Origin of the sequence: Akkermansia sp. N21169 (assembly GCF_029854675.1) — a bacterium.
Lineage (GTDB): Bacteria > Verrucomicrobiota > Verrucomicrobiia > Verrucomicrobiales > Akkermansiaceae > Akkermansia.
Genome location: NZ_JARWNC010000037.1, coordinates 166,610 through 181,302, shown reverse-complemented (window position 1 = coordinate 181,302; position 14,693 = coordinate 166,610). Strand labels below are relative to the sequence as shown.

The window sequence follows — 14,693 nt, the reverse complement described above, 5'->3', positions numbered from 1 at the left end:
GGGAGTTATTCGAATTTGACGCGGGGATCGACGGCGGCGACGATGATGTCCGAGAGCAGGTTGCCTAGTACCATCAGGAAGGAGGTGAGAAGCAGAGTGCCCATGATAAGCGAGTAATCCTTGTCCATCAGGGCTTGGTAGCTCAACATGCCGAAGCCTTGAATATCGAAGACGCGTTCTACGAGCATGGAACCTGCGACGATGACGCTGATGAGGCTGCCCAGAGTGGTGGCTATCGGGATAAAGGAGTTGCGAAAGGCGTGTTTGTATACCGCTCCTTTGAAGCTGACGCCTTTGGCCATGGCGGTGCGGACGTAGTCTGCCGAGAGATTGTCCATGAGGTTGTTTTTCATCATCATGGTAGTGACGGCAAACGAACCGACGACGTAGCAGAGCAGGGGAAGAACGGTGTGGTGCGCCAGATCCTTGATTTGTCCGGCGAGGTCCATCTGGTTGAAGTCCGGGGAGGTCAGTCCGCACAGGGGGAACCATTCCAGGCGGGCTCCCAGGTATACGACGAGGAGGGCTCCCAGAGCGAATCCCGGAACGGAATATCCGAGGAAGATCAGGACGGAAGAAAGATTGTCTGCCAGGGAGCGGTGGTGAATAGCCTTGAAGATGCCCAGAGGGATACAGACGGAATAAGTCAGAATAGCGCTGAGAATGCCGAAGTAGAGAGAAATGGGGATGCGCTCCTTGATCATGTCCCAGACAGGCTCATTGTATTTGAAAGAATTGCCCAGGGTTCCCTGAAGCAGGCCATCGAAACGGTTTTTATAGATTTCAGCACGCCAGGCATAAGTTCCGGCCTTGTCGTCGATGACGTTCTGGTCGCTTTCCCTCATGCGTTGCGCCCAGCGTTCGGCGCGGTGCCGGGGGGATTCCAGGATGATGTTCCAGCCTTCGTCGGCTGCTTTGCGAGCATGGTTTCCGGCAAAGAAGGCATCTTTGACGGTTTCACTGTCGGGAGACGTGCGAGTGACGATGATTTCTTCTCCCGTTTCAGGGACGAGGACGCGCGTATGCAGGCGGGAGCTGCCTCCGTAAGCTGGATCCGGAGTATCATCTGCCGGTGTGGGATGGGAAAGGAAGTCTTCCTTGGCAATCTCAATTTTCCGGGGCAGGATGCCCAGCCATTGGGCATAGGCGACGAGGATAGGTTCCTGAAGCCCGAATTGTTCCTCCAGTTTTTCCATGTCCGCCTCGCTGATGGAGGTGTTGCTTTGCTGGCCTCCGGCTTTTTTACCGGAGAGGGCGCTCATGGCCTGTTGCTGCATCATTTGCTCTACCGGCCCGCCGGGGACAAAACGCGTGATACAGAAGACAATGAAGGTGACGCCAAGCAATGTGAAGGGCATGAGCAGGAGGCGTCGCAGGATATAAGTCTTCATGAGGGCGCGGGGATGTTAGCCCAGACTATGATTCGTGACAAGCTTGTAAATTGCCACGGGCGAAGCCCAGAAAAAAGAAGCTGGTGCTTGGATTTACCGGGTATTCCGGATAGACGGATGCAGGGGGACGTTGGGAAGACGTTGGAAAATACTGGTGGTCAGGATTCGGAATTAACTGGCTTTTGTTGCGTTCTTTCTTTCATCCGGGTTTCGATCAATCGGATGAGTTCGTCGTTATCCTTGAAGTTCAGGAACATGTCGCTTGCCGTTACTCCATTAGGTGTTTTGGCGAACAAGTCGGCTCCTTTTTTAATCATGAATAGAGCTATTTGAGTGACGGCATCCCTGTTTTGGGCGTTTCGAATTTTTTGACCGAGATAATGCAAGGCGGAGAGCCCATCTTGATTGACGGCGTTGATGTCGACTCCGTGTTGCAGGAGCAGATCAATCTGGTGGATCAATTCTTGTGCCTGGTGTTTCCCGTTTGCCTGCATGTATATATTACCTGTTTTGAACAGATGATGGAGGAGAGTATTCCCCTCTTGGTCCTTGAGGGTAGCGTCGGCTCCTTGGCTGAGGAGGATTCCGGCAACATCGAAGGAATAGCTGGTGATGGCATTTTGCAATGCATACTGACCGGCTTTGCCTTCGAGCAGGGTATTGCCATATTTGGAGAGGAGGTAGCGTGTCATTTGGACATTGTTATTATCGGCGAACATCATGAGAGGGGTTTCTCCATCGCTGTTGTATGCCTCGGGACTTGCTCCCTTGTCGAAGAAGAGCCGGGCGATTTCATTGTTTTCTGATTCCACAACTCGGGATACAACGGAGGTCCATTCTTCCCCTGCTTCTACCTTGGCATTGGGGTCGGCCCCGGCGGCAAGTAACAGGCGCACGATTTCCCAATTCTGTTTTCCGAGCGCTGTCCACAGCGGGAAGGTAGCTTCTTCCTCGGAATGATCTTTCAGATTGGGATCCGCCCCCATTTTCAACAGGAGGGCAACGGTCTCGTATTCACCTAGTTCCGTAGCAAGGTTCAGTGCGGTTTTGTTGTTGAAGTACGCATTGATACCAGTTTCTCCGCGCTGGAACCTGTTGAGCTGGAAGCCGAGCTGGCGAGTGGCGGGCTGGCTTTTCAGTTCCTTGATGGTGTCGTGGAGTTGTTCTTTGTTTTCATCGCAGGCCGTGAGGGCAAGCGCTAGTATCAGCAGGATGGGAGAGTGTACGAATTGAAGTTTCATTCTATGAAGGATAACGGTCCGGAGATCAAAATTTGTTTTCATATAAAAGCAGTTAAATAATCTTGAAATCTTCCGATTTGAAATTGGCATAGTATCGTCCCGATTGTGCTGTGAAACATAGGACACAGTAATCCGGATCCGTTACTCCTCCGGGATAATACATGGTGTCTCCATCCTGCCAGATCATTTTCTTGCTGACTTGGTCTTCGAGCACATTCATTGTTCCAATCAGCATGACGCCGCGGAAGAAGCGTCTGTCGCAGAAATATATGCAGGCTTTGGGGTTTTTCTTGTATTGGGCGACTCTCATGGACGAAGTGTTCGTCGTGAAATAGAATTTTTTGATTCCCTCTCTTTTTCTGGGGGGAAGCATGGCTTTCGCGTTGGGGAAAGCGCTTTCATCAATGGAAGCAATGAAAGCGACACCCTGTTTATCGATCATGTTTCCGATTGTTTGTTCGGGATCTTTCATGGTAATTGATCATCCTTGATTTTTTGATAAAGACAATGAGTAAATTCCTTTGTCTTCGAATTCTTCTTGTCTGCCGGAATTCTGTTTTTTATCATATATATCCCGTATGAAAGTACTCCCCCTGATATTGATTGCCTGTTTTCCGGGTTTTTGCGAGGCTCAACATCCTGCGGCTGCCGGATTGGAACCAATAGTTGTCGCAACGCCTCCATCCGATGCCGGACGAGGTTTGGTGCGTGTCAGTCAGAAAGAGATCCGTCACTATTCCGGGACGCGGAATGCTCCCGATTATCTTGTGAGCCTGGACAACGGGAGTACTTGGGAGATGCGGAATGCTTCGGATTCCTATCCTCCCAATTTCGGGGGGATTCCCAAGGAATCTCCGGCTTTTTCCCGGAATCCTGCGACAGGGGAGTGGATTCGTGTTCAGCCGATCGGTGGTTTCATCTTTATCTCCCGGGGTGGTTTGGACGGGACATGGCTGGCTGTAACGAATGATGGGAAGCTGGAAGCTGACTGGAAGGATCCGGAGAAGAGGAAGAATTTGAAAAAACTGGGAGGAATCATGCGAACGCCCCTGTTTATCAATAAGGGGAAAAGGATTCTCATCCCGTTTCATGTCATGGCTAATGGAACCCGGTTTCATATTTCCGACGACGGAGGATTGACGTGGAAGGTGTCCAAGGATGCCATTACGTCTCCACGGCACGACGTAAAGCCGCCGCACCAGGGTACCCGGTGGTATAACAATGCGGTGGAAGCTACGGTTCTGGAAATGAAAAACGGTATGTTGTGGGCTCTTGTCAGGACATCTCAGGATCAGGCGTGGCAGTCTTTTTCCAAGGATGGAGGGGATACGTGGAGCAAGGCAGAACCTTCCCGTTTTTTCGGAACATTGACGATGAATACTCTGGCTCGCCTGAATGACGGAACTATCGTTTCCCTTTGGACTAATACCATGGCTCTGCCTGAGAATGCCGAGGCGGGGAACGGGCAGTGGGAAGATGTTTTTACCAACCGGGATTCCCACCACATTGCCATGTCCGATGACGAGGGTAAATCGTGGTACGGTTTCCGTGAAATTATCTTGGATGAATTACGGAATCACCCGGAATATGCGACATTGAACGGTCCGGAAGACAGGGGCAAGCATCAGAGTGAACTGGTACAACTGGATAAGAACCGCATGCTTGTCTCCCTCGGACAGCATAAGAATCACAGAAAGCTGGTTATTGTAGATCGCCGATGGGTGGCAGGGAAAGAACGGAGTACCCAAACCGGAAAGGATCTGGATGCACAGTGGACTGTTCATACCTACATTCCGCAGAAGAGGGGACATTGCAGCTATAATCGCAAGCAGGGTGCGATACTGGTGGAGGATCCGGATGATGCATCACGCCGCGTGTTGCAAATTCGTCGTCTGGATGATTCCTCTCTTGTTAATGAGAAAGCGAAGGTGGATTATCAAAACGGCGGAGCAACCTGGAATTTCCCCAATGGAACGACAGGAATCGTGAAGTTCCGGTTCCGCGTGCCATCCGGAGGACAGACAGATGATTCCGGCTTGCAGGTTTCCCTGATGGACCGTCTGTTCAACGCGTGCGATACAACGGCGAAGGATTATGCCTTGTTCACGTTTCCCATACGCTTGTCTCCTTCTCCCCACCTGTCGATTGGGATGAAGAAGGTACCTTTTAAGACCGACTCCTGGCATGAAGCGACAATTGCCTGGAAGAATAAAGCCGCCCTGGTTTTTCTGGATGGCGTGAAGGTAGGAAATCTGAATATGTCGACTCCGTCTCCCAATGGAGTGAGCTACATTCATTTCATTAGCACGGGAACCCATCCTGATACCGGCGTGTTGCTGGATACGGTGCATGCGAAGGTAAAGTAATGGAAGAGGATTTACTTTCAGAATTCCGGAATCCAGCCATGGAGCATTGGGAACAGAGGTAAATTTGGGGAGAAGAGGTTGGAATTTACCTGTGAGTACCCCAGTAGAACGATATTGGGGCTGGTTTCGACAAACAGGGAGTAGACGGCAATAAAAAACTCCGTCCATCCAGTATAGTTGCCGGATAGACGGAGTTGTATGGGGGGATAGACGGGGTTATTGGGATTATTGCCGAATCCGAGGGAATGTGACCTGGCGGGATTCTCCCTGCTTCATGCTGGTATTAAGGAATTGACCATTGTATTCCAGAAGGAAGGTTCCGGGGCGCGTGGCACGGATGTCGGCGGTGATTTCCTTATCCGTCCAATGAATGTCTACGTTGATGCCTCCGCGGGCTCTGAGACCAGTGACCGAGCCTTCCTTCCAATCTTTGGAGAGGGCGGGTGCAATGCTGATGACGCGTTTGCCGTTTTTGACAATCTGGCTTTGGAGCATGCATTGGGCGAGGCCGGCCGTCATGCCGAAGTTTCCGTCGATCTGGAATGGGGGATGCATGTCGAAGAGGTTGACTCCGATACGTGTTCTCAGCAGTTTGTCGATGTATTCGGCTGCTTTTTCTCCATCCCGGAGGGAAGCATAGAGGTTGATGAGCCAGGAGGCGCTCCAGCCTGTCTGGCCTCCACCGTGCGAACAGCGGTAGTCGATGGACTTGCGGACGGCATTGGCGTAGTCCGGCGTGTTGAAGACGTCGAATTCATTGCCGGGGAAGATACCGTAGCAGTGGTTGAGATGGCGGTGTCCGGGATCCTGAATCGTTTGTCCACGGCGCCATTCCTCCAGGCGTCCGTCCGGGGCGATGGCCGGGATGGCGACACGAGGCAGGGTTGTCCTGACTTGTGTGTAGAGTTCGTCGTTGGTTTTTCCGAGTTCTTCACAGGCTTCCAGGTAGTTACGGAGGGCTTCCCGGGCAACGAGTATGTCGTGAGTAGTACCGTTGCTGATGGTGGCTTTAGCTTGTTTGCCTTCCTTGTCGGTATAGATGAAACCGCATTCGGGCGAGTTGGCGGGGCCGGTGATCAGCAATCCGGTTTCAGGTTCGGGCTGCAGCCAGGAGAGCAGGAAACGGGCACTTTCCCGGAGGATGGGAAGGGATTTGGCAAGGTATTCCTTGTCGCCTCCATAGCGGTAGTGTTCCAGAATGTGGCTGGTTGCCCAAGCGCCGTTGAGGAGAGCCGGAGCCGCCGTAATGACCCTGTGACGGAAGTACGACTCACGCCAGCAGTCCGTGTTGTGAGCCAGACAGAATCCGGGGTAACCGAGCGTTTTTGCCAGTTTTTGTCCTCCGGGCAGGAGGCCGTTGACGAAGTCGGTAAAGGGGATGTGGAATTTTCCGAGATTGGTTGTCTCAACAGGCCAGTAGTTCATCTGACAGTTGATGTTGAGGAAGTAACATGATTGCCAGGGGGGATTCATCGAGGGGTTCCAGAGGCCCTGCAAGGTACTGGGGAGACCGCCGGGACGGGAATTGGAGATCACGCAGTAACGTCCGAATTGGAAGAGTTGTTCGACGAGATCGGGATCCTTTTCCCCTTTCTTGATGCGTTTGATGCGTTCCGGAGTGGTCATGGCACGTACTTCGTCAGGACTGTCGCCGATGTCGATGCTGCAACGATCCATGAGAGGGGCATAGTAGGATTCCGCTTCCCGGGCAAGCTTGCTCCAGCCGAGTTGGCTGGCTTTGTCGAGAATGGCTTTGTTGGCCTGTGAGAGGTTTATATCGAGCGGCTGGGAAGGGGTATCAATGTTGTAATCGGTGACAGTGGATGCAAGCAGGATGAGCTCATTGCCGCCGGTAACGACCAGTTTGTCTCCATCCTGTTGGATGACGCCTTTGCCGGGAAGAATGCGGACGCGTGTTTCATACCGCGTACCTCCGTTGGGAGCTTGTCCCTTGAGGACGAGTTCTCCGCGTTTTTCGTCGAGGTCGGCTTTAAGCTGAGGGTGATCCAGCGAGAAGGAAAGACGAAGTGACTTACCGGAGTTGGTTGTGATACGGGTGGCGATACAATCCGTTTTGGGAGCTGCAAGAACCTGCATTTCCTGGGTGCCGTCCGGCAGGGTGAATCCGTTAGTGGCGACACCTTTGCGCATGTCGAGAGTACGGAATACGTCGAAAGCGGCGTCTCCCGAGGGGAAGCCGATGCGCAGGAATCCGGCTGGCAGGTAGCTGCCGCTTTCCGAAGGTGGAGTCAAAATGCGTTCATTGAAGACTTTGTCGGCCTGTTGGTATTCTCCCTTGTTGCAGAGCTCCCGTGCTTCGCGGATGGCTTTGTCCACATTCGGGGGAATAGAGAAGATCTTTTTGGAGAAGATTGAGCTTTCGTTCAGCAGAATGACGGCATTGGGAAAACCTTCGTAGACAAGGGCGGCCACACGGCCATTGCCGACACCGTATCCCTGGTCCCATTTCGGTGCTGGGGCGTTGTCTCGCAGAATGAGTTCGGAGGGGGATGCCCATGCGCATGTCAGGCACGTGGCGGCAATGAGAAGAGCATGAATGGAAAATTTCATGAAATAGACAAATCGTTCAGTGTTGATACGGTGGCATGCTTATTGTTCTTTCAACAAAAAGAAGGAGCGACTCTTGGTTGAAGTATTTCTACCACCATCTTCCTCAATATTGTAAAGCACTGTTCGGTCATTGTCTTGAACAGAATAATGAAAAATATATTCGCCTCATTGTCAATAGATTAACTCCTCCGACTTTCGGCTGAAGGTCGGAGGAGCTTATTTTGGAAGCGACCCAATCTACGGTTTTGCAAGAGAACCGTCCTGAGCCTACTCCCGTTTCCGGATCTCAGAGAATACCGCAATTCTCTTCGAACGGAAAATCAAGGAACCTCTCCTGGTTCTCCGGTGAACCGGAGAGGTATCCGGAAGAAACTCAGAATTCGTAAATGAGACTGACGCTTCCCGTCTGCATGAGGCTCTTCTCGGCCGCTTCAAGATTGTAGTTCGCCGAGGCGCTCAGACCTTCCGTAAGCTGCAAACGCATGCCCGACGCCGTGCTCAGCGACGTCCTTCCCGGTTTACTGCCGCAGGCTGTCCAGAAATGGCTATTGCCCTGGACGTCGACCCGGGGCGTCTTACGGTTCAAGTCCTGGATCACTCCCGCCTTCGCGTAGGCCGTGAAGGCCTTGCTTCCTAGATGACCCCGGTAACGGAGACCGGTTCCCACGGTAGCGCGCAGCTCGTTCATGCTGCCGTCCGAGAGACGGTACTGGTACTTCTCGCCGCTGAGGGTGTAGTCGTTCTGGTCGGCGAAGGTGTACTGGAGCCCGGTGAAGGTTTCCAGGAAAAGCCTTTCGTTCAATTGATGGCTCCAGATCGCCTTCACGTCCAGCATCCAGGCCTGGTCGGTCCATTTCCCGCCCAGGTTGTCCTCGGATACGGCCTGCATCCTCGTTGTACCTTTGTTGCTGGAGCGGGCATAGCCGGCCTGCATGTCCAGGATGAAGGCATTTTGCCGGTTGAGAGCCATCCCGTAGGTTCCGTAGAGGAGGCCGATGTTGGTGTCTTTGTCGATGCGCCCCAGGCCGTTGTTGACGTCATGGTCTCCCCAGAGGGTGCCGACGGCCATGCCCATCGTCCAGTTGTTGGCGAAGGCGTACTCGCCGCCCGCCGCGTATCCCAGGGAACGGTAGCGGTACCCCGTGGAAAAGTCCTGGTTTTCCTGGGTGTAGTAGTTGCCGATGCCGGAAACCCAGAAGGCCACGTTGCGTTCCAGCTTGAGGTTGTACCGGGTATTGGTCCGGGCATTGTCGGAGAAGGACCAGAGAGACCGGACGGAGGTCCAAAGCGTGTTGACCTGGACGGTGCCGACGCCGAGGGGGGCGTTCCAGGCCGGAGCGGGAGGCGTCGGAGGATCTACCGGGAATTCAGGGTCGACCGGGAACTCCGGATCGATGGGGGATGGTGGCTGGGGGAGTTCCACTCCGTATTGACCGGACAGGAAGTCGAAGCGGTCGTAGGTCGTCCCGTTGGCGGTATAGGGTTCGTATTCGAGGGACCATCCATCGTCATCGACGAGGTAGACGTGTTTGGCACCGGCCACGCTTGCCTGGGTGGTTTCGGTGGATTGCGTGTGGGAGAAGATGAAGGGGTGGAGTTCCTCCGGCCTGGACTGGATGCCGCTGATGTCCAGCACGAAGACGAGCTTGCCCGGCCCGGCATTCAGAGAGGAGCCGTCGGCGAAGTTCCAGACGGGGTTGGTATCCGTGGCGGCGACCATGGCGTCGTTCATCCGGACTCGGATGGTGTGTTCGTCTTCCGTTCCCGTGACATTGTAGTTTCCGTCCGTGCCCGGAGTTGGGGGTCCCAGGATTTCCAAGGCGAACTTTTCTCCCTGGGCTATGGTAGTGAATCCGTCGATCAGGAGGGCGGTGCCCGTCCTTGCGTTGACGGTTCCCTTGATGAAGGTTTTGTCGCCGACGCGGAGGGAACCGTTGTCCAGGTTGACCGTGAAGTTGTTGACGGTTACGCCGTCGTTGAACTGTACTTCTCCGTCATGGGAGTACGGGTTGTCGACCTTTTCATTCGTTTCGTTGTTCAGAGCGATGGTATCCGGGTTGATGTTGAGTGGCGTGTCATTATTGGCAGCCATTAGGGAGTCGTCGAAAACGATTTTGGCCTGGGAGGCGGCGACGAGGTTGAGGAAACCGCCGGCGCGTGTTGTAATGGCGTTGGAGAGTCCGTCTTGGGCCAGCCCGTTTTCGACTTGGGTGACGAAGTGCCTGTTGCCACTGAAGACGACGTCCTTCGTTTCCGCAATCAGGTTGAGAGGTCCGGCAGTGTCGATGGCTCCACCGTAGTAGTTGGAAGAGGCGTTGAAATTATTGAAGAAAGAACTGTCGATGATCGTGTTGAGAGCTGTCCCCCGGAGGCAGATGGCTCCCCCCATGGCTTGGCGATAGAGAGTCTGGATGTAGTTGTTTTCGAAGACCGAGTTGCGAATGGTGAGAGAATTGATGGAATTCAGATCGCAAATTGACCAGATAGCCCCGCCGTAGATGGCTGCGCTTAAGGCAGCAGTATTCCCGGTAGAAACGACATGGTTGCCCGAGAAAGAACATCCATCAATTTCCATGGGACCAAAGTCACCAATAGCTCCTCCTCCGGAGGTATTACCCGTTCCCATTTTGTTGACGATTATGTAATTGTTGTTAAATACGCATTGGCGTACTATGGAAGGAGATATTTCATCATTGTAGAAAGCGCCACCCTGAGCCGAGTGATCGATAGCGGGATCGGTTGTGGCAAAATTGCCGGTGAAGGTGCAATCGATGAGAAGGGTTGTACTGGGTCTTATCGGATCATTTTGGATGGGCCAGGCCGAGGCAATAGCTCCTCCGCCGCAGAATCGGTCATATCCTCTGATGCCGTTGCCGTTAAAATCGCAAGAACGAACTTCCAACGTTCCTCCGAAATTAGCGATAGCTCCACCGAGGGGAGCCGTTCTTCCTTTCCTATAGTAATAGCAATTGTCGAATGTGAGATTTTCCAGTTTCATGCTGGCTCCATTCTGGTTGAGTAGAGGCCGGGTCAAATCGACGAACTCCGTTCTTTCTCCGCCGGTGAAAGACGATTTTTGTCCATTGCTTTGAAGACCGGAAATTTGAAGTGTGACTCCTTCGGGATTGATGATCGCGCCCCACTCTTGAGCGGCATAAGGATCGCCACCGACCTGATGAGAAGGTATGAGGATATCTTCCTGAATTGGGAAATCTACGGTTTCTCCCGTGGATGCCTGTTGAATAGCTTGATTGATAGTGTCAATGGTTGATACGGCAAAAGAAGCAGGCGATCCTGTAGCAAGAAGTGCTGCGAGGAAACGTCTGAGAGAGTATGAATTCAACATGAAAAAATAATAGCGGATTATTCATCCGTCTTTTCCGCCAAATTAGGATGATGATTATGATTCAATTTTGTGTTTTCTAGCTTCGGAAAATACAAAAAAAGGCTGTTCCACCAGATGATGGAACAGCCTTTTTGAGTAATTGTTGAATAAGTTGGTAGCTTTACATGTTGCCGATATTATCGGCATTGACGCCAAGATTGCTTTCCGTCAGATTCCCCTGACCGTCCTGACCCAGGGACCAGAAGTCAAAGTCGGGATTGATTCCTCTGCCGAAGGCTCCCTTGGAATCTTTTTCTTGGAAACCGAGGCGGTAACGGTAGGGTGCCCCCCAAGGATCCATCAGACAGAATTTGCCTTTGAATTTGACGACATAAGGCTCACTCTTGTTCTGCTGGAGCGGATTGAGTTCCTCCACATAAATGGGAAGGCGAGCCTTGGTTACAGGATCTTTATCCGGAATGCCGTCTTCGTTGTAATCGCCGAAGAGGGCTTGGTAAACCGTATTGGTGCTGCTTTCAGAACCGTCACCGTCGGGGAGGAATCCGTTGTCCATTTTGAATTCCTCAAGAGCCGAGGAGATTCGCTGGACAAACACCTGCGCCGTGCGTTCCCGCTTGCTGGTTTCGACCCAGCCGAAGGCTGCTACGACGAAGGTCATCAGGATGACGATGATGAACATCACCGTCAGGATTTCCACGAGTGAAAACCCCCTGCGGGCGCGAGTTGTATAGGATCCGAGTTTCATGAGCTGATTTTCTCTTTAGCCCATCTTTTCGATAACCTGAAGGAGGGGCAGGAACATGGCGAACACGATACCACCGACGATGACGGCAAGGAAGACGATCATCAAGGGTTCCATCATGGACGTCATGGCACCGACGGCGTTATCCACTTCATCATCATACACATCGGCAACTTTCAGAAGCATTTCCGGGAGCTGACCTGTTTCTTCACCGACGTCCACCATGGAGATGACCATCGGCGGGAAAATATGGGAAGATGTCATCGGGGTTACGATAGATTCACCTTCCTTGACGGAGTTATATACGCGTTCAATAGCATCGGCGACGATGGCATTGCCTGCGGTGTCCTTGGTGATGTTCAGGGCCTGGAGGATGGGTACACCGGAAGTCACGAGAGTACCGAGCGTACGAGCGAAACGGGCAACTGCGCTACGGCGTTGAATCGGGCCGATCAACGGGATGTTGAGGATGGTTTCATCGATCTTGCGGCGTCCCTTGGGAGATTTGCTGAGCGTCCTGTATACGCCGACGAAAACGGGTACGAGGATGATGAGCCATGCTCCGTTGGGAAGCAGGAAGGCAGGTTCCATGAACCAGTCACTGATACCGAAGACGAACTGGGAGATGGCGGGCAAATCCGTTCCCATATCGGCAAACATGGTTTTGAACTTGGGCACGATAACCATCATGAGGAAGATCAAGATACCGACGGCGATGCAAAGCACGATGGTCGGATACACCATGGCGGAGACGATCTTGCTCTTAAGCTTCTGAGCCTTTTCCTGATATTCGGCCAGTCGGTTCAAAACGATTTCCAACACACCGCCAAGTTCACCGGCCTTCACCATATTGACAAAAAGTTTGTTGAAAATCCTCGGGTGCTGAGCCAGAGATTCGGAGAAAGTAGCTCCACTCTGGACGGCATCTCCGAGAGCATTGATTGTTGCCTTAAGGTTTGGGTTGGCTTCCTGCTTGCCGAGAACGGTAAGGGATTGGAGGAGGGGAAGGCCAGCATCAATCAGGGTAGCGAGCTGGCGTGTGAAGATCATGAGGGTTTTGGTCTTGATCTTGCCGCCTGTTTTGCCCTTTTTGCCTGAATCTCCCTTCTTTTTAGATCCTGACTTTTTAGGTTTGGCTGTAGCCTGGAGCTTGCCTTTGCCTGCTTCAACGATTTCCGTTGGATATAGGCCTGTGGCGCGGATTTTTTCCAAAGCTTCTGCTTCGGAATTGGCCTCGAGAGTTCCCGTCTGGGTTTCGCCCTTGTGGTCAAGAGCAGCGTATTGGTATTTAGCCATAGGTTGTTATTGGTAGTGTTTAAATCAATGAAGTTTGTAACATGGGGATACGAAGATTCGGAGATGTCTTTAGGTGTATTTGAGAACTTCTTCGATGGTTGTTCTACCTTCGTAAATGTTCCGGAGACCGTCTTCGCGAAGTGTCGACATACCCATTTCGATGGCCTTTTGCTTGAGAACCACGCTGGGGGCTTTCTCCGTAATCATGTCGCGAAGAGTGTCGTTGATGTCGAGCAGTTCGTAAATACCTTTTCGCCCCTTGTATCCGGAGTTCGAGCAGCGATCGCACCCCTGTCCGGTGTAGAACTTCTTGTCTCCCAGTTCATAGGGAGATACTCCCAATTGGCTCAGGATGGTGGAGGATGGTTCGTAGGGGGTCTTGCAGTCAGCACAAATGGTACGGACGAGTCGCTGGGCCAGGACGCCTTCCAGAGATGCGGCGACGAGGAAAGGTTCGCAACCCATGTCAACAAGTCGTGTGACGGCACCGGCAGAGTCGTTGGTATGGAGGGTGGAGAGAACAAGGTGGCCTGTCAGGGATGCCTGGATGGCAATCTGCGCGGTTTCCATGTCTCGCATTTCCCCCACCATGATGCGGTCGGGGTCCTGACGGAGGAAGGCTCGGAGTACCATGGGGAAGTCAAGCCCGATGGCTTCATTGACGGGGATCTGGACAATGCCGTCGATATCGTATTCGACGGGATCTTCGGCGGTGAGAACCTTGGCATCAATGGTATTGATTTCCCGGAGAGCGGCGTAGAGTGTCGTTGTTTTACCGGCGCCGGTCGGTCCCGTCACGATGAAGATGCCGTTAGGCTTGTTGACGGTTTCCAGAATGTATTCATGGATGTGTCGTGGAAGCCCGAGGTTATCCAGATTGAGGTTGACGGAGGAGCGGTCAAGAATACGAAGCACGACGGACTCACCATATTGAGTGGGCAGAGTCGATACACGCATATCCACCGAGTGGTCTCCAACCTGTTTGACGATACGACCGTCCTGCGGGACGCGGCGTTCGGCAATGTTCATGTTGGACATGACTTTGACGCGGGAGATAACGGGCACGGCAAGGTGAATAGGCGGAGGCTGCATTTCCAGCAAGGCCCCATCGACGCGGTAACGGATCTTGAATTCCTTTTCGAAGGGCTCGAAGTGAATGTCGGATGCGCGTTCCTTGATGGCCTGAAGGAGGACGAGATCCACAAATTTGATGATGGGGGCGGCGTTGGCTTCGTCAGTTCCGTCACCGTTATCTGCTGTCTGCATTTTGTCCAACTCGCTCATGAGGTCGTTCATGGCGGCTTCCGCACCTCCGTAGTATTCGTTAATGCGGGCCTGGACCTGATAGTCCGGGGCAACGAGCAGGAAGATGTCTTTACCGGCGGCAAAACGGAGATCTTCAACCGTTTGCGGATTGAGGGGATCGACGAGGCAGACGTAGATGCCTTCCGGACCGACACGGACGGGAAGGGCTCCGTGCAGGCGGACGAGGGAAGCGGGCAATTGATTGAGGATGACAGGATCGGGCGTGAAATTATCCAGATTGATGCATTCGACGCCGAGGTCGCTGGCGATGACTTGCCAGATGTCGTCCTTGTTTCCGATGATGCCGAAGTTGGAGAGGACTTCCGGGAGTTCCTTGCCGCTGTTCATCATTTCTTCTTTGATGTCGCGGGCAAGGGAACGGTCAATCATTCCTCTGCCGATGAAAAGTTCCAGTGTAAGATTGGTGTCCATGGA

9 protein-coding genes are annotated in these 14,693 nt (G+C 52.8%); 1 reads left to right on the top strand and 8 read right to left on the bottom strand.

Annotation, left to right across the window (positions count from 1 at the left end; translation table 11 throughout):
- Nucleotides 1-5: 5 nt before the first annotated feature.
- The 3 genes from QET40_RS06465 to QET40_RS06455 all read right to left on the bottom strand — a co-directional run bounded on the left by QET40_RS06465 (nt 6) and on the right by QET40_RS06455 (nt 3,104).
- Nucleotides 6-1,391, bottom strand: coding sequence for an ABC transporter permease (locus QET40_RS06465; protein WP_280126359.1), 1,386 nt, complete (start codon nt 1,389-1,391; stop codon nt 6-8).
- Nucleotides 1,392-1,549: 158 nt separating this feature from the next.
- Complete coding sequence (locus QET40_RS06460; protein WP_280126358.1) at nt 1,550-2,632, bottom strand: ankyrin repeat domain-containing protein; 1,083 nt, start codon at nt 2,630-2,632, stop codon at nt 1,550-1,552.
- Between the two features lie 52 nt (nt 2,633-2,684).
- Nucleotides 2,685-3,104 (bottom strand): pyridoxamine 5'-phosphate oxidase family protein, encoded by a 420-nt coding sequence (locus QET40_RS06455; RefSeq protein WP_280126357.1) that lies wholly within the window; start codon nt 3,102-3,104, stop codon nt 2,685-2,687.
- A 106-nt stretch (nt 3,105-3,210) separates the two neighbouring features.
- On the opposite strand from QET40_RS06455, the gene QET40_RS06450 reads away from it, so the two are divergent.
- The gene (locus tag QET40_RS06450; protein ID WP_280126356.1) at nt 3,211-4,998 is read left to right on the top strand and encodes a sialidase family protein; all 1,788 of its coding nucleotides are present in this window, start codon (nt 3,211-3,213) and stop codon (nt 4,996-4,998) included.
- Between the two features lie 225 nt (nt 4,999-5,223).
- Here QET40_RS06450 and QET40_RS06445 read toward each other — a convergent pair whose 3' ends face one another.
- The 5 genes from QET40_RS06445 to QET40_RS06425 form a co-directional block, all read right to left on the bottom strand.
- On the bottom strand, nt 5,224-7,569 hold the full coding sequence (locus QET40_RS06445) for a glycoside hydrolase N-terminal domain-containing protein (protein WP_280126355.1): 2,346 nt from the start codon (nt 7,567-7,569) through the stop codon (nt 5,224-5,226).
- A 373-nt stretch (nt 7,570-7,942) separates the two neighbouring features.
- A complete protein-coding gene (locus QET40_RS06440) occupies nt 7,943-10,915 on the bottom strand; it encodes an autotransporter outer membrane beta-barrel domain-containing protein (RefSeq protein WP_280126354.1) in 2,973 nt (990 codons plus the stop codon).
- Between the two features lie 160 nt (nt 10,916-11,075).
- Complete coding sequence (locus tag QET40_RS06435; RefSeq protein WP_280126353.1) at nt 11,076-11,660, bottom strand: prepilin-type N-terminal cleavage/methylation domain-containing protein; 585 nt, start codon at nt 11,658-11,660, stop codon at nt 11,076-11,078.
- A gap of 15 nt (nt 11,661-11,675) precedes the next feature.
- The gene (locus tag QET40_RS06430; RefSeq protein ID WP_280126352.1) at nt 11,676-12,953 is read right to left on the bottom strand and encodes a type II secretion system F family protein; all 1,278 of its coding nucleotides are present in this window, start codon (nt 12,951-12,953) and stop codon (nt 11,676-11,678) included.
- 69 nt (nt 12,954-13,022) lie between these two features.
- Nucleotides 13,023-14,690 (bottom strand): GspE/PulE family protein, encoded by a 1,668-nt coding sequence (locus QET40_RS06425; protein WP_280126351.1) that lies wholly within the window; start codon nt 14,688-14,690, stop codon nt 13,023-13,025.
- Nucleotides 14,691-14,693: the final 3 nt, after the last annotated feature.

Bases quoted from the DNA above. Each gene is read 5' to 3' on its own strand.
- QET40_RS06465 (WP_280126359.1), bottom strand. From the start codon at position 1,391: ATGAAGACTTATATCCTGCGACGCCTCCTGCTCATGCCCTTCACATTG.
- QET40_RS06460 (WP_280126358.1), bottom strand. From the start codon at position 2,632: ATGAAACTTCAATTCGTACACTCTCCCATCCTGCTGATACTAGCGCTT.
- QET40_RS06455 (WP_280126357.1), bottom strand. From the start codon at position 3,104: ATGAAAGATCCCGAACAAACAATCGGAAACATGATCGATAAACAGGGT.
- QET40_RS06450 (WP_280126356.1), top strand. From the start codon at position 3,211: ATGAAAGTACTCCCCCTGATATTGATTGCCTGTTTTCCGGGTTTTTGC.
- QET40_RS06445 (WP_280126355.1), bottom strand. From the start codon at position 7,569: ATGAAATTTTCCATTCATGCTCTTCTCATTGCCGCCACGTGCCTGACA.
- QET40_RS06440 (WP_280126354.1), bottom strand. From the start codon at position 10,915: ATGTTGAATTCATACTCTCTCAGACGTTTCCTCGCAGCACTTCTTGCT.
- QET40_RS06435 (WP_280126353.1), bottom strand. From the start codon at position 11,660: ATGAAACTCGGATCCTATACAACTCGCGCCCGCAGGGGGTTTTCACTC.
- QET40_RS06430 (WP_280126352.1), bottom strand. From the start codon at position 12,953: ATGGCTAAATACCAATACGCTGCTCTTGACCACAAGGGCGAAACCCAG.
- QET40_RS06425 (WP_280126351.1), bottom strand. From the start codon at position 14,690: ATGGACACCAATCTTACACTGGAACTTTTCATCGGCAGAGGAATGATT.